Origin of the sequence: Streptomyces sp. NPDC088706 (assembly GCF_044752765.1) — a bacterium.
GTDB lineage: Bacteria > Actinomycetota > Actinomycetes > Streptomycetales > Streptomycetaceae > Streptomyces.
On sequence record NZ_JBIVLW010000019.1, the window covers coordinates 41,012 to 59,879 of the forward strand.

14 protein-coding genes, 2 tRNA genes and 2 pseudogenes are annotated in these 18,868 nt (G+C 72.8%); 12 read left to right on the forward strand and 6 right to left on the reverse strand.

From position 1 onward, the window contains the following. Positions 1 to 83: 83 nt before the first annotated feature. Together ACIQAK_RS29145 and ACIQAK_RS29150 are read right to left on the reverse strand one after the other, a co-directional pair. A tRNA-Pro gene (locus ACIQAK_RS29145) sits at positions 84 to 157 on the reverse strand. A gap of 50 nt (positions 158 to 207) precedes the next feature. Next, positions 208 to 2,862 (reverse strand): AAA family ATPase, encoded by a 2,655-nt coding sequence (locus tag ACIQAK_RS29150; protein ID WP_366392012.1) that lies wholly within the window; start codon positions 2,860 to 2,862, stop codon positions 208 to 210. 116 nt (positions 2,863 to 2,978) lie between these two features. On the opposite strand from ACIQAK_RS29150, the gene ACIQAK_RS29155 reads away from it, so the two are divergent. The 5 genes and pseudogenes from ACIQAK_RS29155 (at position 2,979) to ACIQAK_RS29175 (ending at position 7,353) form a co-directional block, all read left to right on the forward strand. Further along, on the forward strand, positions 2,979 to 3,458 hold the full coding sequence (locus tag ACIQAK_RS29155; RefSeq protein ID WP_366392011.1) for a DUF309 domain-containing protein: 480 nt from the start codon (positions 2,979 to 2,981) through the stop codon (positions 3,456 to 3,458). 86 nt (positions 3,459 to 3,544) lie between these two features. Next, positions 3,545 to 3,952 (forward strand): hypothetical protein, encoded by a 408-nt coding sequence (locus ACIQAK_RS29160; RefSeq protein WP_366392010.1) that lies wholly within the window; start codon positions 3,545 to 3,547, stop codon positions 3,950 to 3,952. Between the two features lie 153 nt (positions 3,953 to 4,105). Next, positions 4,106 to 6,021 (forward strand): annotated as a pseudogene (locus tag ACIQAK_RS29165) (DUF2264 domain-containing protein). A gap of 11 nt (positions 6,022 to 6,032) precedes the next feature. Beyond that, positions 6,033 to 6,386: pseudogene (locus ACIQAK_RS29170) on the forward strand (response regulator transcription factor); the annotation flags it as partial. 82 nt (positions 6,387 to 6,468) lie between these two features. Beyond that, positions 6,469 to 7,353, forward strand: a complete 885-nt coding sequence (locus ACIQAK_RS29175) for a DUF2510 domain-containing protein (RefSeq protein WP_366392054.1) — start codon at positions 6,469 to 6,471, stop codon at positions 7,351 to 7,353. Between the two features lie 81 nt (positions 7,354 to 7,434). On the opposite strand, the gene ACIQAK_RS29180 is transcribed toward ACIQAK_RS29175, so the two are convergent. Next, positions 7,435 to 9,495, reverse strand: coding sequence for a phosphocholine-specific phospholipase C (locus ACIQAK_RS29180; RefSeq protein WP_366392009.1), 2,061 nt, complete (start codon positions 9,493 to 9,495; stop codon positions 7,435 to 7,437). A 295-nt stretch (positions 9,496 to 9,790) separates the two neighbouring features. Between ACIQAK_RS29180 and ACIQAK_RS29185 the strand changes: the two genes are divergently transcribed. The 4 genes from ACIQAK_RS29185 to ACIQAK_RS29200 all read left to right on the forward strand — a co-directional run bounded on the left by ACIQAK_RS29185 (position 9,791) and on the right by ACIQAK_RS29200 (position 14,327). Then, positions 9,791 to 10,180, forward strand: a complete 390-nt coding sequence (locus ACIQAK_RS29185) for a cold shock domain-containing protein (protein WP_366392008.1) — start codon at positions 9,791 to 9,793, stop codon at positions 10,178 to 10,180. A 581-nt stretch (positions 10,181 to 10,761) separates the two neighbouring features. Beyond that, positions 10,762 to 11,973, forward strand: a complete 1,212-nt coding sequence (locus tag ACIQAK_RS29190; RefSeq protein WP_366392007.1) for a helix-turn-helix domain-containing protein — start codon at positions 10,762 to 10,764, stop codon at positions 11,971 to 11,973. Further along, positions 11,970 to 12,602 carry a transcriptional regulator gene (locus ACIQAK_RS29195; RefSeq protein WP_366392006.1) on the forward strand — a complete coding sequence of 211 codons (633 nt, stop codon included), beginning with the start codon at positions 11,970 to 11,972 and terminating at the stop codon, positions 12,600 to 12,602. Before ACIQAK_RS29190 ends, ACIQAK_RS29195 begins: the two co-directional genes overlap by 4 nt. Positions 12,603 to 12,680: 78 nt before the next feature. Further along, on the forward strand, positions 12,681 to 14,327 hold the full coding sequence (locus tag ACIQAK_RS29200; protein WP_366392005.1) for a pyruvate, phosphate dikinase: 1,647 nt from the start codon (positions 12,681 to 12,683) through the stop codon (positions 14,325 to 14,327). A gap of 101 nt (positions 14,328 to 14,428) precedes the next feature. On the opposite strand, the gene ACIQAK_RS29205 is transcribed toward ACIQAK_RS29200, so the two are convergent. Next, a tRNA-Pro gene (locus ACIQAK_RS29205) sits at positions 14,429 to 14,502 on the reverse strand. A gap of 127 nt (positions 14,503 to 14,629) precedes the next feature. Here ACIQAK_RS29205 and ACIQAK_RS29210 point away from each other — a divergent pair. Further along, a complete protein-coding gene (locus ACIQAK_RS29210; RefSeq protein ID WP_366392004.1) occupies positions 14,630 to 15,349 on the forward strand; it encodes a transketolase in 720 nt (239 codons plus the stop codon). Between the two features lie 65 nt (positions 15,350 to 15,414). Next, complete coding sequence (locus ACIQAK_RS29215) at positions 15,415 to 16,317, forward strand: transketolase C-terminal domain-containing protein (RefSeq protein WP_366392003.1); 903 nt, start codon at positions 15,415 to 15,417, stop codon at positions 16,315 to 16,317. A gap of 70 nt (positions 16,318 to 16,387) precedes the next feature. On the opposite strand, the gene ACIQAK_RS29220 is transcribed toward ACIQAK_RS29215, so the two are convergent. Both ACIQAK_RS29220 and ACIQAK_RS29225 read right to left on the reverse strand, forming a co-directional pair. Further along, on the reverse strand, positions 16,388 to 16,771 hold the full coding sequence (locus ACIQAK_RS29220; protein ID WP_366392002.1) for an MmcQ/YjbR family DNA-binding protein: 384 nt from the start codon (positions 16,769 to 16,771) through the stop codon (positions 16,388 to 16,390). A 183-nt stretch (positions 16,772 to 16,954) separates the two neighbouring features. Continuing rightward, positions 16,955 to 17,905 carry an NAD-dependent epimerase/dehydratase family protein gene (locus tag ACIQAK_RS29225; RefSeq protein ID WP_366392001.1) on the reverse strand — a complete coding sequence of 317 codons (951 nt, stop codon included), beginning with the start codon at positions 17,903 to 17,905 and terminating at the stop codon, positions 16,955 to 16,957. 186 nt (positions 17,906 to 18,091) lie between these two features. On the opposite strand from ACIQAK_RS29225, the gene ACIQAK_RS29230 reads away from it, so the two are divergent. Beyond that, positions 18,092 to 18,835 carry a TetR/AcrR family transcriptional regulator gene (locus tag ACIQAK_RS29230; RefSeq protein ID WP_366392000.1) on the forward strand — a complete coding sequence of 248 codons (744 nt, stop codon included), beginning with the start codon at positions 18,092 to 18,094 and terminating at the stop codon, positions 18,833 to 18,835. The last annotated feature ends 33 nt before the right edge of the window (positions 18,836 to 18,868 follow it).

Genomic DNA, 18,868 nt, shown 5'->3' on the forward strand with positions numbered 1-18,868 from the left:
TGGTCCCCAACTGGTCCCCAAAAATGATCAAGGGCCGGTTTCGGATTGCTCCGAAACCGGCCCTGACCTGCGACTGTCTCCAGTCGGGACGACAGGATTTGAACCTGCGACCCCTTGACCCCCAGTCAAGTGCGCTACCAAGCTGCGCCACGTCCCGATGCGTCTCCGCCCGGTTTCCCGGGGCGGTAGCGCAGGACAAACATTACCTCACTCCGAGGACCGGATCGACGTCCGTGCCTGCTGGGCGCGGGCCGCCAGCCCTTCGGCTCCGCAGGCCATGGCCTGCTTCTGGGCCCGGGCCAGCTCCCGGTGCGAGCCGATCGCCATGCCGTAGTCGACGCGGGCGAGCGCGTGCTCGTAGGCGGAGGAGGACTTCTCCAGATGGCGCAGCGCGTCGGCGAGCAGGTGTTCCGCCTCCTGCGGCGGGGCGAAGAGCGAGACGCAGCGCAGGGCTTCGCCGATGGCGGTGTCCGTACCGAACCGCTCGGCGTGCACCCGGGCACGGGCCGCGAGGTGCGCCGCACGCCCCGGGTCGTCGTCGGCCAGGGCACGGGCGAGGTCACCGGCCCACGGCGCCCAGATGCCGTTGAAGCGTTCGCGCGGCTCCAGGGCCGCGCCCGCCGCTTCGAGCTCGGCGATCGCTTCCTCCTTGCGGCCTTCGGCCAGCAGCAGGCGGCCCAGGACGCACGGGCCGTCGGGCAGCACCATGGCGCTGGGGTAGGGCGGTCCGAAGTGGTAGCGGTCGGCGATCCTGCGCGCCTCGGCGGTCCGGCCCCTGGCCAGCAGCGTGTCGATGAGCAGGCACGCGGCGTCCCAGTGGACGGGCAGCCCGGAGCCGACCCGGTCGGCGAGGCGCAGCCCTTCGCGCAGGAAGCCCTCGGCCTCCGCGAGACGGCCGCGACGGCGGTGGACCATACCGAGCAGGGTGTGCGCGAACGCCAGGTGGGCGCCGCTCCAGCCGGAGATCTCGAAGGCGCGCACCGCCTCGCCGAAGAGGCTCTCGGCCCGGTCCAGCTGGTCGGTGAAGGCGTAGGTGATGCCGACCATGGTGGGCAGTTCGAAGCCCCACTCGGAGTCGGTCCAGCCCAGGCCCCGGGCCGGGCTGCCGTCGATCAGGGCGCGTTCGCACAGGTCGACGATGAGCTGGGCGTTCTCGCCGCGCAGCATGGCGTCGAAGGCGCGCAGGGTGAGCAGCGCCCGTTCGGCGTTGTCGCGGCCCTTGAGGTGGTCGGCGTTGCGGGTGAGGCGGCGGGAGCGGGCCGGGCCGTCCTCCTCGGTGGCCTGCATGCCCTCCCACATGAAGTGCGCGGCCTGCAGGCGCATCAGGCCGGGGCCCGGTGCCGTACGGGCCGCCTCGGCGGCCAGCGAGAGCGCCGCGTCCTTGAGCTGGTTGTTGTGGGCGAGCGCGGCGGCGAGCCGGAACGTCGCGTCGACCCGCAGGGCGTCGTCGAGCCCCGGCATGTCCAGGGCCGCCCGCAGGTGCTGCACGGTGGTGGGCGGCGAGCTGAGCAGGGTGGCGCAGCCGAGTTCGTACAGCAGGGCCGCGCGGTCCTTCGGGCGGGGTGGCTCCTCCAGGGCCCGCTCCAGACAGCGCCGGGCCGCCTCGGGGGCGCCGACGGCGAGGTGCTGACCGGCGGCTTCGCGGAGCTGGGCGACCAGTTCCTGGTCGTCGTCCGGGTGGACCTCCAGCAGGTGGCGGGAGGCCGCGGCGGCTCCGAGGCCGGCCCGGGTGATGGCCCAGGCGGCGCGGCCGTGCATCGCGGTGCGGGTGGCCGGCGGGATGGAGCGGTAGACGGCGGTGGCGATGAGCGGGTGGACGAACTCCAGCGGGTCGAAGCCGCTGACGATACGGGCGTCGCGCAGCCGGGCCGTGCAGTCGGCGGCCTCCGCCGAACTCATCCCGGCGAGGGTGGCTGCCAGCTCCTGGGAGATGTCGGTCCCCAGCACGGCGGCGGCCCAGGCGAACCGGTTGGCGTTGGTGCCGAGCCGCTCCAGCCGCGCGACGAGCCCGCTGCCCCGGGCGGAGGCGCCGAGCTCCCGCAGCTGCCCGGCCGATTCCTCGACCGGCGCCAGCTCCTGGTCCTGGACCTTGGCGACCAGCTCGACCGCCTCGTACGGGTTCCCGCCGGTGACGGCCCACACCTCCCGGCAGAACGGGTCGTCGGCGTGTTCGCCCAGGGCCGCGCGGGCCAGTTCGGCGGTGGCGTCCGGGGTCAGTGCCCGCAGGGCGACCCGGTTGATCGCACTGTGGCCTTCGGAGCCGCGTTCGGCCGCGCGCTCGGCGGCGTAACTCGCGTTGCGTTCGGCCATCTCCTGCGGCCGGTGCGCCTGGACGACGAGGAGGGGGAGTTCACCGAGGCGGGCGGTGAACGAGGCCAGCCAGGAGAGGGATTCACCGTCCGCCCAGTGGGCGTCGTCCACCAGAAGCAGTAACGGCCGGTGGCTGAGGCGGGAGGCGAGCCGGGCGACGACGAAGTCGAGGCCGTCACGGACACCCTGCGGGTCGGGCTGCGGGCCGCTGGGCTCGGCCAGTCCGAGTGCGGGCGCCGTGGTGTCGTACCAGTCGCCGAACAGGGCCCGGGTCTCGTCGGGCGGGAACCGGTCGAGGGCCGGCTGCAGCAGCTGCCGCACGACGTGGAACGGTACGGAGGTGACGGTCTCGCCGCCGCGGGCGGACCAGATCGTGCAGCGGTCGGCGGCCATCGCCCGGATCTCGGCGAGCAGGGCGGTCTTGCCGAGCCCCGCCTCCCCGCTGAAGACCAGGAGCCCACCGACGGCCTGGGCTCCGCACAGGTCGTCCACCGCCTTCGCGGCGACGGCGAGTTCCGGTTCACGCTCGTACAACGGCCGGGACGGCTTCATGCCCACCCTTCCCCACAAACAATGGCATGCAGTGACGACGGTCGAGCCTAGTCGTGCGCGGGTGCTCACCGACAGGGTTCGGCCCATTCCCTGCAGCTACGAGGCACAATCGAGTGGTGAACGAGACGCGCAGGGACCGTGACACCGAGGGCCGGGCGCGCAACGCGCGCCCCCGGGACGGCCTGGGGCGCCCGCTGCCGTACGGAACGCCCGGGGTCGAGCGGCAGCCCGAGGGAGTCGTCCGGACACCGGACGAGACGCTCCGGGAGGCACAGCGGCTGCTGGACGCGGGGATGCCGTTCCACGCGCACGAGGTGTTCGAGGACGCCTGGAAGTCGGGGCCGCAGAGCGAGCGCGGGCTGTGGAGGGGGCTCGCACAGGTGGCGGTGGGGCTGACGCACGCCGCCCGGGGCAACACGGCGGGCGGAGCGCGGCTGCTGCGCCGGGGCGCGGGCGCACTCACTCCGTACGGCGAGGCCCGCCCGCACGGCATCGGGATCGACGGGCTGGTCCGCTGGGCCCGGGAGTTGGCGGGCCGGGTGGAGGCGGGCAGCGCGGTGGACGCGGCGGCCGAGGCGCCCCGGCTGCTGGCGTAGTCGGCGCGGACCCGCCGGTGCGGGCCGGTACCGGAACGCCAGGGTCCGGGAACGGGCCTGCCGCGCAGCCATTACGATCCGGCTCCATGAGCACTTCTGACCAGGACCGCGACCATGAGCGGGACCAGCGCGAGGGCCGGGACCGGGACACCGACACGCCGATAGCCGAGGCCGCCGTGGCGGAGCCCGTCGAGGACGAGCACGACGTCGAGGACGCCACCGACGCGGAGACCGGGCGGAGATTGACGCCACGTCAGGCTCGACGGCTGAGGATCGTCCTCTCCTCGGTGGGCATGGTCACGATGGGCGTCGTTCTCGCGCTGCGGATCGCGAGCCGGTCCTCGGTGCTGGTCGTCGGCGTGTACGGGCTCGCGCTCATCCTGTGCGGCCTGGTCATCGAGCTCAGCAGACACGGCCGCACCCGGCTCGGCAGCTGGCTGCTCGGGGCCGGCCTGGTGGCCGCCGTCGGTGCGGACCGGCTCCTGCTTCCCTGAGCCGGGCGGCCGCGACAAACTCCGGCAGCTGCTCTTCTCCCGACCTTTTGATCGCTTCTGTTGACTTGTGGTCGATCTCTTGACCGCTTGCGATCGCTCGATCAGGATCTCCGGTGCCGCCCACGTCGACCCCGAACGGCCCGGCCTTCCCGTATGACGACCTTCCCCGCCCTCCCCTTCGCGCTCCCCCCGGACGATCGGGCGTCGAGCCCGCACACCGGGTACACCCGAGGGCACTGGGAAACCGCGGCCGACGGGCTGCTGCACGCCGCCTGGCGGTGGGCCACCCCCGGCGGGGCGCTGCTCGACCTGCCCGGCCCCCCGTCCCGCTCCGGGGTCCGCTCCGACGGCTGGAGGGCTACGCCCGGACCTTCCTGGCGGCCGCCTTCCGGGTCGCCGGGGCGGAGGGGAAGGACCCACAGAAATGGCTGGAACGCTACGCGCGCGGGCTCGCGTCCGGGACCCGTACGCCCGGGCGGGACGACACGGAGTCCTGGCCGCTCATCCTGGACCACCATGTGCGGGGGCAACCCATGGTGGAGTCCGCGTCCGTCGCGCTCGGGCTGCGGCTCACCCGGCCCTGGCTCTGGGACCGGCTGGAGCCCGCTGTGCGGGACCGGGTGGACCAGTGGCTGCGGGGTGCGCTACGGCACCTTCCGGCGGGCAACAACTGGTATCTCTTCCCGTACACGGTCGCCGGTTTCCTGGAGTCGGTGGGGCGCGGTGACGCGGAGACGGCCCGGGCGCGGGAGCGTGCCATGGAGCTGCTGGAGAGCTGGTACCGGGGGGACGGCTGGTACACCGACGGGGACGGGGCCGCCTTCGACCACTACAACGGCTGGGCGCTGCACCTGTATCCGACGCTGGACGCCCATCTGTCGGGCGACGCGGGCGCGGCGGCGCACCACGGGGCGCGGCTGCGCGAGCATCTGGAGAGCTACTCGCTGATGTTCGGCGGCGATGGGGCCCCGCTGTACTTCGGGTGCTCGCTCACCTACCGCTTCGCCGCGAGCGCGGCCGTGGGCCTGGGCGCGGTGTCGGGGCACACTCCGCTGGCCCCCGGGGTCTCGCGGCGGCTGGTCAGCGGGTCGTTGCGGTACTTCCTGGAGCGGGGCGCCGGCGGCGGTGACGGAGTACTGAGCCTCGGATGGCACGGCCCGCATCCGGCGACCCTGCAGTCCTATTCCGGTCCCGCGTCGCCCTATTGGGCGTCGAAGGCGTTCGTGGCGCTGCTGGCCCCCGCCGGGCACCCGCTGTGGACGTCGGTGGAGGAGGAGGCTCCGAGCGAGGGCCCCGACCGGGTGCTGTCCGTACCGGCGCCCGGGTTCCTGGTGCAGTCGACGGGGGCGGACGGCGTGGTGCGGCTGCACAACCACGGCAGCGACCACGTCCGGCCGGACGAGGGCGAGTCGGCGGGCGACGCGGACCCGCACTACGCCCGGCTCGCCTACTCCAGCGTGACCGGACCGACCTCGGCGGCGAACCCGGCGGACAACCATCTGTCGGTGACGGTCGGCGGGGTACGCAGCACCCGGCGCCGCGTCCACCCGCTCGGGGCCGGGCACGGCGCCGGCTGGGGCTGGGCCGGGTCCTGGCACGTACCGGTGTTCCCGGCGGGGCCTGCCACCGTTCCCGGCCTCCGGGTGGAGAGCGTGACGGTGGCACGGGGCCGCTACGAGCTGCGGGTCCACCGGGTGCTGGGAGCGCCGGACGGCGCGCGGGCCGAGCTGACCGGCTGGGCGACGGAGCCCGGTGGGCCGGTCCGCTCCCAGCTGTACGGGCTCCACGGCTGGGAGGCGCCGGAGGAGGTACGGGCCCCGCAGGGAACGGCGTTCACCCGCTGGGCGGTGCTGCCACGGCTCGCCGCCGAAGCGGCGGGGACGGTGGTCCTGGCGGCCCTCGCGTCACTCACCGCCGAGCCGGACGCCGGACCGCCGGAGGCGGTCGTGGACCATGTGGCGGTGCGGCCGGGACCGGACGGTGACACGGTCGAGGCCGGGTGGGCGCAGGACGGCGGCAGGACGCGGATCGCCTTCGGCCGGGGGGCGGTGACGGTGGACCACTCGTAGGCCGGAACACAGCGGCCGGGTACGTCCTCAAGCCGGTCGCCGACCGGGACCTGGTGGAGGTCTGCCGGGCGGCGGTGCGCGCCGAGCCGTTCCTCTGCCCGGGCGCGGTCACGGCGCTCATCCGCGACTTCCTCGACCGGGCCGGGGACGGCGAGGAGCTGCCGGCGCGGGCGATCGACGAACGGGAGGAGGAGATCCTCAAGCTGGTCGCGGAGGGGCACTCCGCCAAGGAGATCGCCGAGTTGCTCGTCATCGGCGTCAAGACCGTGGAGCGGCACCGCGCCAGCCTGCTCCAGAAGCTCGGGCTGCGCGACCGCCTGGAACTCACCCGGTACGCGATCCGCGCCGGCCTGATCGAACCGTGACCACTGCCCCGCGCACACCGCCGCACGGTGGTCGGTTCATATGATTCTCACTCGACCCGCATAAAGTGCACTCGTGACCCAGATGACCCCGCCCGGCTGGTATCCAGACCCCGGGCACTCAGGTAAAGGCCCCGCGCAGGAACGCTGGTGGGACGGAGTGCAGTGGTCCGCCCACGTCCGCGCTTCGCCCGCCGCGGTCCGCCGCCGAGGTATCCGTATCGGCGTCGGCGTGACCGTCGGCGCCGTGGTGCTCGCCGCGATCGGCGGCGGGATGTACCTGCTGCGCGAGGACGACGACGGGCAGCCGGACATCGCGGTCGCCCCGCCGTCCGCCGCTCCTTCCGCCCCCGACGGTTCCGGCGCGCCGGACGACGAGAACGGGAGCGGCGGTGAGGACGGCGGTGCGGGCCCCGGCGAGCAGCTCCCGCAGACGGAGCCGGGCTATGCCACGGACCTGGCCGCCGGGATCAGCCTGCCGGTGCCCAAGGGGTGGACGGGCACGTCGGCACCGCTCGGCGCCGGGCTGTCGACGGGTGAGTACGCCTGCCCCGGCGGCCCCGCCAAGACGTGCGTGCGCGGAGGGGTGTTCTCGGCCCCCGCGGTGGCTCTGAATCTCACGGCCAAGTCGCCGGAGGAGGCGGCCAAGAAGGACATCGCCGTCAACGCCGAGAAGTCCTACGGAGGGGACTCCTACGGGAAGATCAGCTCGCACGAGGAGCTGAGGTCCGGTGAGGTCACCGTGGCGGGCCAGAAGGGCTACGCGGTGCGCTGGAAGGTGGTGACGGAGAAGGGCGACGACGGTTACGTCGAATCGCTGGTGTTCCCCTCCCCCGCCGCCAAGGACAAGCTGGTGGTGGTCCGGTCGGGCTTCGACGTCAACAAGGACGCGCCGAAACTGTCCGTCCTGGACGAGATCGTCAAGGGCATCAAGGCCGCGTCGGGTACCGGCACCGGCGGAGCCGCCTGAGCCCCAGCACGTACGGGAGCCGGGCGGGCGAAGCCCAGCCCCGCCCGGCTCCCGCCGCGTCCAGCCGTCTCCGGCCACCCTTCAGCCCGTCGCGGTCGCCGGATCGCTGACTCCGGCGGCCCCCGTCTCGACATGGCCCGCGAACCGGCGCAGGAAGCCCGGCCCGCTGCCGGCGGTGACGGACACGTCGTACCAGCGCTTGCCCGCCCGCAGGTCCACCGTGCGCGAGACCGTGGCTCCCGGCCGGACGGTGACCGTCTGTGCCGCTCCCCCGTAGGCGTTGGCGATCGTCAGTACGGCCGCCGTGGCGCCAGGGTTGGTGAGCGTGAGGTCCAGGTTGCCGGTGGTGGCGTTGTGGCGCGCGGTGGCCTCGGGGCCCTTGGTGGCGCCCGGGCTCCGGAACGTCCGCAGGAAGCCGTTCGGGCCGTGCACGGTGAGGTCGTGGCTGCCGCCGGAGTAGGCGGAGTTCCAGCTGTCGGTGAGCGTTCTGCCCGCGCCCGTGGTGTACGTCCACGGGGCGTCGGTGCGGTTGCCGGAGGTGACGTAGAACTGCGCTCCGGCCGCCGTCCCCGGGCTGAACGTCAGCGCGATCTTCCCGGTGGCCGGGGCGACGGCAGCGTCGACGTACGGCTCGTACGGGAGGGGCCGGGTGGGGCGGCTGCCCGGTTCCTGCCGGGGCATGGCACCGACCGGCGGCGGAGTGGGCCGGTAGTCGGGGTGGCGCTCGCGGTCCGGGGGCTCGTACGCCGAGGTGTCGGGCAGGTCTCCGGGGGCGGGGTCGGTGCGGCCGAAGTCGAACGCGGAGGTGAGGTCACCGCAGACGGCCCGCCGCCAGGGCGAGATGTTCGGCTCGTGCACGCCGAAGCGCTGTTCCATGAACCGGAGCACGGAGGTGTGGTCGAAGACTTCGGAGCAGACGTATCCGCCGGTGCTCCAGGGGGAGACGACCAGCATCGGGACGCGTGGTCCCAGGCCGTAGGCACCGGCTCCGTAGGAGGGTCCGCCCCGGTAGATCTCCGTGGTGGTGTCGGCCGTGGAGAGGCCCTGTTTCGCCGAGGCCGGGGGGTAGGGCGGGACGACGTGGTCGAAGAAGCCGTCGTTCTCGTCGTACGTGATGAACAGGGCGGTGCGGCTCCACACCTCGGGGTCGGAGGTGAGGGCGTCGAGCAGTCCGGCGATGTACCAGGCGCCGTAGTTGGAGGGGAAGTTGGAGTGCTCGGTGAAGGCCTCCGGGGCGGCGACCCAGGAGATCTGCGGCAGCCTTCCGGCCTGTACGTCGGCGGCGATCGCGTCGAAATAGCCGCCGCCGGCCGACACGTCGGTGCCGGTGCGCGCCTTCTCGTAGAGCGGATCGCCGGGCTTGGCGTTGCGGTAGTTGTCGAAGTAGAGGAGCGAGTTGTCGCCGTAGTTGCCCCGGTAGGCGTCGTTGATCCAGCCCCAGTGGCCGGCGGCGTCCAGCCCGTCCCCGATGTCCTGGTAGATCTTCCAGGAGACCCCGGCCCTTTCGAGCCGCTCGGGGTACGTCGTCCAGCCGTACCCCTGCTCCTCGTTGCCGAGCACCGGGCCGCCGCCCTTGCCGTCGTTGCCGGTGTGACCGGACCAGAGGTAGTAGCGGTTGGGGTCGGTGGCTCCGATGAAGGAGCAGTGGTACGCGTCGCAGACGGTGAAGCGGTCGGCGAGCGCGTAGTGGAAGGGGATGTCCTCGCGGGTGAGGTAGGCCATGGTCGTCGGGGTCTTGGCCGGTATCCACCGGTCGTAACGGCCCTCGTTGTACGCCCGGTGGCCGCCCGGCCAGTCGTGGTTGAGGCCCTGGAGGAACTGCATGCCCAGGTCGTCGGCGGTCGGGTGGAACGGCAGCGTCACCTTGCCCGCCGCGTCCGCCTGGTGCCAGACGGGCTTGCCGCTGGGCAGGGTCACGGGCCGTGGGTCGCCGAACCCCCGAACCCCTTTCATCGCCCCGAAGTAGTGGTCGAAGGAACGGTTCTCCTGCATCAGGACGACGATGTGCTCGACATCCCGGATCGTCCCGTCGGCCCGGTTGGCGGGGATGGCGGCAGCCCGGTCGATGCTGCCCGACAGGGCGGAGAATCCCGCGGTCGCACCGGCGATCTGGAGAAAACGGCGCCGATTCATCTCAGTCATGCGTGGGGCCTCTTGGAGTGGGGGAACAGAAGCGAACAGAATGTTCCAAAAGAACCGAACAGAACGGAAGGGGGCGTGACGGATCGGTGAACGCGGGCGGTACGCCTGCCGAAACCGGTGATCCACGGGCGTCACCCGCCCGATGCCGGGGACGGCGCGCCGGTGCCGACCGCCCCGGACCGGGTGCCACCGTGACGTCGAAGGGTCGCTTCCGCGGTGACACACGGCTACGCTCGGTCCAACTCCTCGGGCAAGGGGCCCGTGGGGACAGGGCGTTGGATTTGGTGGGGTTGTCATGGTGGCTGGCCGTGTGGTGCGTTTCGACAGTGTGCGAGGGTACGGGTTCATCGCTCCGGAGACCGGCGGGGACGATGTGTTCCTGCACGTCAACGACATGCAGGTGTCCGAGTCGCTGGTGAGTCCCGGCGTGCGGGTGGAATTCGAGATCGAGAACGGTGAGCGGGGGCCGAAGGCCGCGGGGGTTCGTCTGGCCCCTGGGGAGACCGGCAAGCCGAGTCCTTCGTACGACGACTCGCTCTGCGATGTGCTCACCCCGGTGGAGTTCGTCCAGGAGGTCACCGAGGTCCTGCTGACGTCCGCCCCCTCGTTGACCGGCCAGCAGATACTGCAGGTGCGCGGCGGGCTGGCCCAGTTCGCCAAGGACCATGGCTGGACGGAGGGCTGAACCACGGCCCCGGTCCCGGAGTGAACAGGTGACCCGGCAGCGGGAGGTCAGCACCATCCAGATGTCCGGATCACTCAACTGGCCTGCTACGGACGGCCTTCCCTGGCGACTCGGCGTCTGTACGTGGCCGGGCACGGCGCGGCGGAGGCGTTCGGGGCACTGACCGATGCGGCGGGGCAGCAGCAGACGCAGCTGCTCGCGGAGCGCCTGGCCCGCCCGCCGATCGGTGCCGTACGGCACTCGCCGTTGCCCCTGACGTACAACGACATGAGCCATCTGCCGGCGGAGCTTCGCCGGACGGGGTTCGGCCCTGAGCCGACGAGGCGTCCGGCCCTGAGCCCATGGGGCGTCCGGTGCCGTGCCGACCGAGGCGTCCGGAACCTTGGCGGCGTGGGGCTCGGCCCGCCCCCGGGTATGGAGCAGCGTCTTGCCGTCGGCCCTGAAGACGACGCCGGTCACGTCGCCACCCTCCATCTTGCCGGTGCCCGCAATTCGGATGTTCCCATCATCGGGATGCCCGGTGTATACTTCCGGTCCGGACAGCGGACGACAGCGGACGATCGGACGGAGAGGATTCGCGGATGGTGCGGCTGACCCGGGCTCAGCAGCAGGAGCGCACACGCGCGGCTGTACTCACCGCGGCTGAGGCTGAGTTCACCGAGCGCGGATACGCGGCGGCGAAGGTGGACGAGATCGCCGAGCGGGCGGAACTGACGCGTGGCGCGGTGTACTCGAACTTTCCGAGCAAACGCGCCCTCTACCTGGCGGTGTTGGTCGACATCGTCGAGCGCAGCGCCTGGGCCGAGCGCAGCGCCTGGGCCGAGCGCGGCGGCCCGGCGGAGCGCCGGGCCACAGCTGGGCGGAAGGCCGTCGCCGAGCGGGGCGGCACCGGCGCGGCTCAGCCGCCCGCGGCGGCCGTCGCCGACGCGTTGGGCGCGTTCGCCCGGACCTGGCTCGAACACATGCCCCTGGCCGGCGGCGCTCCCTCGCCCGGCCGGATGCGTCTGCGCTCGTCGGACGCGCTGCTCGATGACGAACCGATCCGCAACGCGTTCGGTCAGGTGACTCACCTGGAGGCGCTGCTGCTCGCACTCGCGCTCGAGTCGCAGGCACCCGGCGGTGCACTGTCCGGACGGCAGGTCCGACGGGCTCAGCTGGTCATGAGGCTGCTGGACGGCGCGGGTCCCTCGGCAGATCCGGCACTCGGTCTCGGCGACCCCTTCGACATCGTTCAGGCCTGCGCGCATCTGGGCGGCCTCGCCCTCGCCGACACCTGGAACCCGCCGCATCTGCCGTACGTCCCGCCGGCCCGCACCTGCCATGACCCGTGGTCCCCGCCACCGGAGATGCCGGACCTCATCACGCACCGACCGGTGACCCTCACCGAGGACGGGGTGATCACGCTCCTCGGCACCAACCGTCTCAAAGCCGCCGAGGAAACCGTCCGCGCCGCACGCACCGGCGACCTCGTCACCGTGGTCGTCACGACGGCCGACCCGGCCGAGACCGGCCGCCTCGTCCAGGTGAGGGCCGGGGACTTCGCCCGGTGCCTGCGGCGCGTGTTCGAGCCCGGTACCTGGCCGCGCCTCCGCCTGGTCCTCGACGAGCGCGGTCTGCTGGCGTCCGCCGTCGGCGTGCCGGACGCCGACGACACCACCGAGTACGCGGTACGGGTGCGGCACGGCGCGATCGTCACCCGAGCCCAAGGGCTCGGTGCCGCTCTCGGAGCGGCCACCTCCGATCTCACGAACGCAGCTGTCTCCGGCACCACACCTGAAGGGGCGGCACGATGACCGAGCCCGTTTCGTCCCACGCGACCAGCACCGACCTGCTGGTGCTCCACACCCTGCGCTGCATCGGCTTCTCCGGCCTCTCCGGAGTGGCCAAGGCGTCAGGACTCCCCGAGTCCGACGTCGAATCGGAACTGATCGACCTCGCCGTGGCCGGACTCGTCACCCATGCCTCAGGCGACTTCGGCGGCTGGGGCCTCTCGGAGGAGGGCCGGGCCGCGGACGCCGAGCGGATCGCCGAGGAGCTGGCGGCGGCCGGGGCCAGGGAGCGGGTGACCGCGGTGTTCGATCAGTTCCTGGTGCTCAACCCCGAGCTGCTCGACCTCTGCACGGCGTGGCAGACCCGCACCGCGGACGGCACCATGACGATGAACGACCACAGCGACCGCGCGTACGACGCCAAGGTCCTCGACCGGTTCACGGAGTTCCACCAGCGTGCCGAGCCCCTGTGCGCCGAGCTGTCCGGGGTTCTGCTCCGCTTCCGGCGCTACCCCGTCCGGCTCGCCGACGCCCTCACCCGGGCGAGGACCGGCTCCCTGGAGTACGTGACGGACAGCACTTCCTCGTACCACACCGTCTGGTTCCAGTTGCACGAGGACCTGCTGGCCACCCTCGGTCTCCCGCGCCACTGAATCCGCAGTTCCGCCACCCCGCGAGGGCCTTGGGCCCCGTAGCCGAACCAGCGAAGGCGACGCAGAGATGACTACGCGATGACCTGGATCCACCCGCTCTCGGCCGAGGTCGAGGAGACGGCGGAGGTACTCGGCGGAAAAGCACACGGCCTCGTCGTGCTCCACCGTCTGGGGCTGCCCGTGCCGCCGGGCTTCGTCATCACCACGCAGGCGTGCCGCGCCTTCCTCCGTACCGGGGAGCTGCCCAGCGGCCTCGATGCCCAACTGGCCGACGCCGTCGCCGGACTGGAGGCGGCCACGCACCGGCGGCTCGGCGGTCCGCAGCGGCCGCTCGCGGTGTCGGTCCGCTCCGGGGGCAGCGTTTCGATGCCCGGCATGATGAGCACCGTGCTCAACCTCGGGCTCACCACCGAGGCGACCGGCGCGCTCGCGGACGAGACGGGCGACCTGCGGTTCGCACTCGACTCCCGGCTGAGGTTCCTGACCAGCTTCGCCGCCGGGGTCGCCGGTGTGGGCCCGGAGCGCCTGGCGGCCGTCGACCGGGCACTCGCCGGGCAGGACACCGGCCCCAGCCGGCTCGCCGAAGCCATCGGGAAGGTCGAGCGGCTCATCGCGGACCGCAGCGGCGACACCGTACCCGAAGACGCCGCCCGGCAGATGGAGCTGGCCGTCGCCGCCGTGTTCTCGTCCTGGAACACACCGCGTGCGAAGACCTATCGCGAACTGCACGGCATCCCGCACGACCTGGGCACCGCCGTGACCGTGCAGGCCATGGTGTTCGGCAATCGCGACGGGCGCAGCGGGACGGGCGTCGCGTTCAGCCGTGATCCCAACACCGGCGAGCATGTCCCCTTCGGTGAAGCCCTGTTCGGCCGCCAGGGCGAAGACGTCGTCTCGGGTACGTCGTCGACCGGGCCCCTGGATGAACTCGCCCTCCGGGAACCCGAGGTGTGGACGGGCCTGCTGTCCGCCCTGGCCCGGCTCGAGGAGCACTACCGCGACGCGTGCTACGTCGAGTTCACCTTCGAGGCGGGCGAACTGTGGATTCTCCAGGTGCGCCCCGGAAGGTTCGTCGGGCGCGCCGCGGTCCGGGTCGCGGTCGACCTCGCCGATGCGGGAACGATCGCACGCGAGGAGGCGCTGCTGCGCGTGGCACCGCGGCATCTCCCCCAGGCCCGTACGCCTCGCATCACGGGGATCGGACCCGGTGACCTCTTCACCCGAGGGCTCGGCGCCTCCCCCGGTGTCGCCGTCGGCCGGGTGGCGACCAGCGCCGACAGTGCGGCGCGGATGGCCGCCGGAGGACCGGTCGTCCTGGTGCGCCCCGAGACCTCCCCGCTCGACATGCACGGCCTGGCCGCCGCCGCCGGGGTCGTGACCGCGCGCGGCGGCCCGACCAGTCATGCGGCCGTCGTGGCGCGGTCGATGGGGAAACCCGCCGTCGTGGGTGCGGCGAGCCTCACCGTGGACGCCGTCGACGGTTGCGTCCGGGCGGGCGGGCGGACACTGCCCGAGGGCACCCTGATCGGCGTCGACGGGACGAGTGGCGAGGTCGTCGTCGGCGAGCCCGGCGTCGCCACGGCCTCGACCGACCCACAGCTGCACCGCCTGCTCGCCTGGGCCGACGATGTCGCGGGCGACGGAGCCACGGTCCGCGACGAGCCCGAGCGCCTCTCGGCGGCCCAGGCGGTCCTGCACGGCAGCGGCGACCGGACGGGGAGCTGATCGTCACCGCCGGACGGCGTCGGTCGCCGACTGCTCCCAGAAATGATCGAGGGCCGGTTCGGATGGATCCGAACCGGCCCTCGACTCACGACTCTCACGAGTCGGGACGACAGGATTTGAACCTGCGACCCCTTGACCCCCAGTCAAGTGCGCTACCAAGCTGCGCCACGTCCCGGTGCCCGTCTGACCTGGGGTTTCCCCTGGCCGAACGCGCATGAGAACAATACCGCACTCGAGCAGGTGGTCACGAACCGCTTTCTCCGCTTGACCTCAACCATGGTTGATGTCGAACGCTCGGTGTCATGACGAACACGACGGCCGCCCCGGTACTTGGCCCCCACGGCGTTCCCGACTTCCACGACCTCGACCGCCTGATCGCCCTGATGACCGGCGCCGAGAAGCACGCCCCCGCCGCGCACTCCACCACGGACGCCCTGTGGGTGCTCTACGACCGGGTGCTGCGCGTCACGCCCGCCACCGCGGACGACCCCGGGCGCGACCGCTTCCTCCTCTCCAAAGGGCACGGCCCCATGGCGTACTACGCCGTTCTGGCGGCCCACGGGTTCTTCGACGAGGAGGTGCTGCGCGGCTTCGGAACGTACGGTTCGCCGCTCGGCCATCACCCCGACCGGCTGCTCGTCCCGGGGGCGGAGATCGGCAGCGGCTCGCTCGGGCACGGCCTGCCGCTGGCCGTCGGGACCGTCCTCGGGCTGCGCGCCCAGGGGCTCACCGATCCCCGGGTATGGGTGCTGGTCGGCGACGCCGAGCTGGACGAGGGAAGCAATCACGAGGCCATCGCCCACGCGGGCCCGGCCGGTCTCGAACAACTGCACACGCTGGTGATCGACAACGCCTCCGCCACCCATGGCTGGCCCGGCGGCATCGCCTCCCGGTTCGAGGCCGCCGGCTGGTCGGCGGCGACGGTGGACGGCCGCGACCACGAGGCCCTGTACGCGGCGTTCACCGCGCCCCACCCCGGCCGGCCCCGGGCCGTGGTCGCCCGGGTCGAGCCCAAGGGCTGACCCCGCCGCCGTGAACCGCGGACCAGACCGGTCCGCGACCGGCAGATTCTCAGGAGGATCCGTTCATGGAAACCATGCGTGACCGCTTCGTCGCCACCACCTCACAGCTCCTGGAGGTGGAGCCCCGGCTGGCCGTCGTGCTCGCCGACATCAGCGCCGACGGCTTCGCACCGGCCCGGCGTGCCCACCCGGACCGGGTGGTCAACGTGGGTATCCGGGAGCAGCTGCTGATCGGGGCCGGAGCGGGGATGGCCCTGACGGGTATGCGGCCGATCGTGCACACCTTCGCCAGCTTCCTGGTGGAGCGGCCGTTCGAGCAGGTCAAGCTGGACTTCGGGCACCAAGGGGTCGGCGGGATCCTGGTCAGCGCCGGGGGCTCGTACGACTGGCCCGCCGGGGGCTTCACCCACATGGCGCCGGGCGACGTGGCGCTCTTGGACACGCTGGAGGGCTGGACGGTCCAGGTGCCGGGCCACCCCGACGAGGCCGAGGCGCTGCTGCGGGAAGCCGTGGACGGCGACGACCGCGTGTACGTACGCCTCTCGCTCCAGGCGAACCGGCAGGCGCGGCCGGTGGGCGGCTCCGGCGGCCTCTCCGTGGTGCGTGAGGGGCGGGGCGGAACCGTCGTCGCGGTCGGCCCGATGCTCGACAACGTCCTCGCGGCCACCGAGGGGCTGGAGGTGAGCGTGCTGTACGCGACGACCGTGCGGCCGTTCGACGCGGCGGGTCTGCGCCGCGCCGTCGGTGCGGGTCCGGGCGCCGATGTGGTGATCGTGGAGCCCTATCTGGCAGGCACCTCGACGGCCGAGGTGAACGGGGCGCTCATGGAGCTGCCCCATCGGGTGCTCGGCCTAGGGGTGGGCCGCGCCGAGCTGCGCCGGTACGGGCGGATGGACGAGCACCTGGCGGCGCACGGGCTGGACGCGCGGGGGCTGCGGGAGCGGATCACCGGGTTCCTGCGGGCCTGAGGCGCGGGAGGACGCCGGAACCCCTCCGGTGCCTGAGGCGCCGGAAGGCCTGCCGACAGAACCCCCCTCCTTAGCCCTCCCCCGGCCCCTCCAGCTCCGGATGTGCCGCCAGCAGCCGGCGGGGGGCCACCTGCCGCCAGGCGTCGGCGAGGACCGCGGCGAGCTCCGCGGCGTCCTCCAGGGCGGCCAGCCGGACCCGCATCCAGGCGTACTTGTCGTCGTGCCCCTCCTTCAGGAAGAACTTGTCCGGCTCGGCGGCGATCAGCTCCGCCCGGTCCTGCATGGGGCACTTCACGCCCATCGCCGTGTCGTCGTCGCCCAGCGAGGCGAAGATCTTGCCCGCCACGCGGAAGGTGGGCTGTCCCCAGGCGAGCTTCTCGGTGGTGTCGGGCAGGGACAGCGCGGCCGAGCGGACATCGGCGGCGGTGACGGTGGCATTGCTTCTGGCGGTCATCCCGCGTCTCCGATCGGCTGGGCTCCGGCTGCCGGTGCCGGGCTTCGACCGTAACGCGATGCCCATCCCGGCCGCTTCCGGGCCGTCGTCTTCGAGTCGCGGCCGCGTTACTGACGCCACTGGGCGGTGGTGCGAGCGGTCCGGTCCCGGGTGGGCGGTCGAGCGCCCGGGACCGGGCCGCCTTCAACGGCGGGAGGCGAGGAGTTCGCCGTACCAGGCGAGGGTGGCGTCGATGGCCGCCTCCAGCGGGGTGGGGGTGAGCCCGAAGGCCCTCTCGATGGCCGAGGAGTCGACGATCTGCGCCTCGGTGTGCTGGTTAAACATCTCGGCGTACTCCGCCATGAAGGCCTCGTCGAAGGGGCCGAAGGGGCGGGGTTCGGGGATCACGGTCAGCTCCGGCGGGCGCCCGGTGCGCTCCTCGACGAGCGCGAGGACCTGGCGGGTGGTGCGCGCGGGGGCGGTGGGCAGGTGCCAGACCCGGCCGTCGCCCTCCGGGTGCTCCCCCAGGGTGGCGAGCCCGGCGGCGACGTCCGCGATGTACGTGTAGCTGTGCGGCAGGTCGATGTCGCCGAGGGCGGGTACCGGTTGCCCGGTGAGCGCGGCGGGGAAGACGGCACCCCCGAGCGTGGAGTTGAGGACCCCGGGGCCGACGAAGTCGGCGGAGCGCCCGAGGACGACGGGCAGCCGGCCCTCACGGTGGGCGGTGAGGTAGCGGGCGTCCAGCTCTGCGCACATGCGGCCCTTGCGGGTGGTCGCGTTCCACGGGGAGTCCTCGGTCATCACCGCGCCGTGCGTCTCGCCGTACGGGTAGAGCGTGTCCAGGACGACGAGCCGGGCGCCCTCCCGCTCGGCCGCGCCGAGGACCGCCTGCTGGATCTTCGGCATGACGTCCACCTGGAGGTGGTAGCCGACGTTGACGCAGTGGTGCACGACGGCGGCTCCGGCCACGGCCGCCCGGGCCCCCTCGGGGGTGGCGACATCGGCGGCGTACCGCTCGACTCCCTCGATCGCCGGGCCGCCGCCCGACCGGTCGACGAGCCGGACCGGGTGGCCCCGGCGGACCAGCTCGGTGGCGAGGGCGGTACCGGCGGGGCCGGAGCCGAGGATGGTGTGCGGAACGGGTGCGGTGGTCATGAGATGCCCCTTCGGGATCGGTCGCTCGTTCCGTCCGTGCCGTGCCGGGTCAGCCACCGCAGCGCCGGAACTACTTGTCACTTCCGTTAGAGACCATAACTCCCGTGCCAGGTCATCGCAATAGCGCTTGTTAGACTGTGTAACAGAACCGAGCTCGACCGGCTCGACCGGTGAGAGGGGACCGTGATGGAACGGGCCCAGCAGGGACCACGCGCCCGCTACCGGGAGCAGACCCGTGCGGAGATCAAGAACCTGGCCCTGCGACAGCTGGCGGAAGGCGGCGCCAGCGCCCTGGCTCTGACCCGGATCGCCAAGCGGATGGGCCTCTCCGGGCCTGCCCTCTATCGCTATTTCACCGGCCGGGACGACCTGCTCAACGCCCTGATCAGGGACGCGTACGACGACGCCGCCGCGGCGATGGCCCGGGCGGCGGCCCGGTCGACGCGGGCCTCGCACGGCGGTCGCGCCCGGCTGCACGACCTGGCCGAGGCGTACCGCGCCTGGGCGGTCGCCGAACCCCACCGGTATCTGCTGATCCAGGGTGACCCGGTACCCGGCTATGTGGCCCCCGCCGACACGCTGGAACGGGCCCGTGCGGTGCTGGGCCCCTTCCTGCCGGTCTTCGCCGCCGGAGACCCCGGCTCGGCGGTGACCGCCACGGTGGAGGAGATGACGGCCTGGCTCAAGGTGGACGAGTCGGTGGGGGCGTGGGTGACCCGGTACGCCCCGGATACGCCCGGCACTGCTGGTACGGCGGCCGGGGAGGCCCGGTCGGCTTCGGCGCTCGCGGGCGCGGTGCTGGCCTGGGCCCAGTTGCACGGCTCGGTGAGCCTGGAGATGGCCGGTCAGTTCGCCGGGATGGCACACCGGGGCGGCACGCTGCTGGGCGCCCAGATGGAACTGCTGGCGGACGCGTTCGGGCTGGATTGACGGGAGGCCGGGCGGCCCCCTCACGGCCGGACC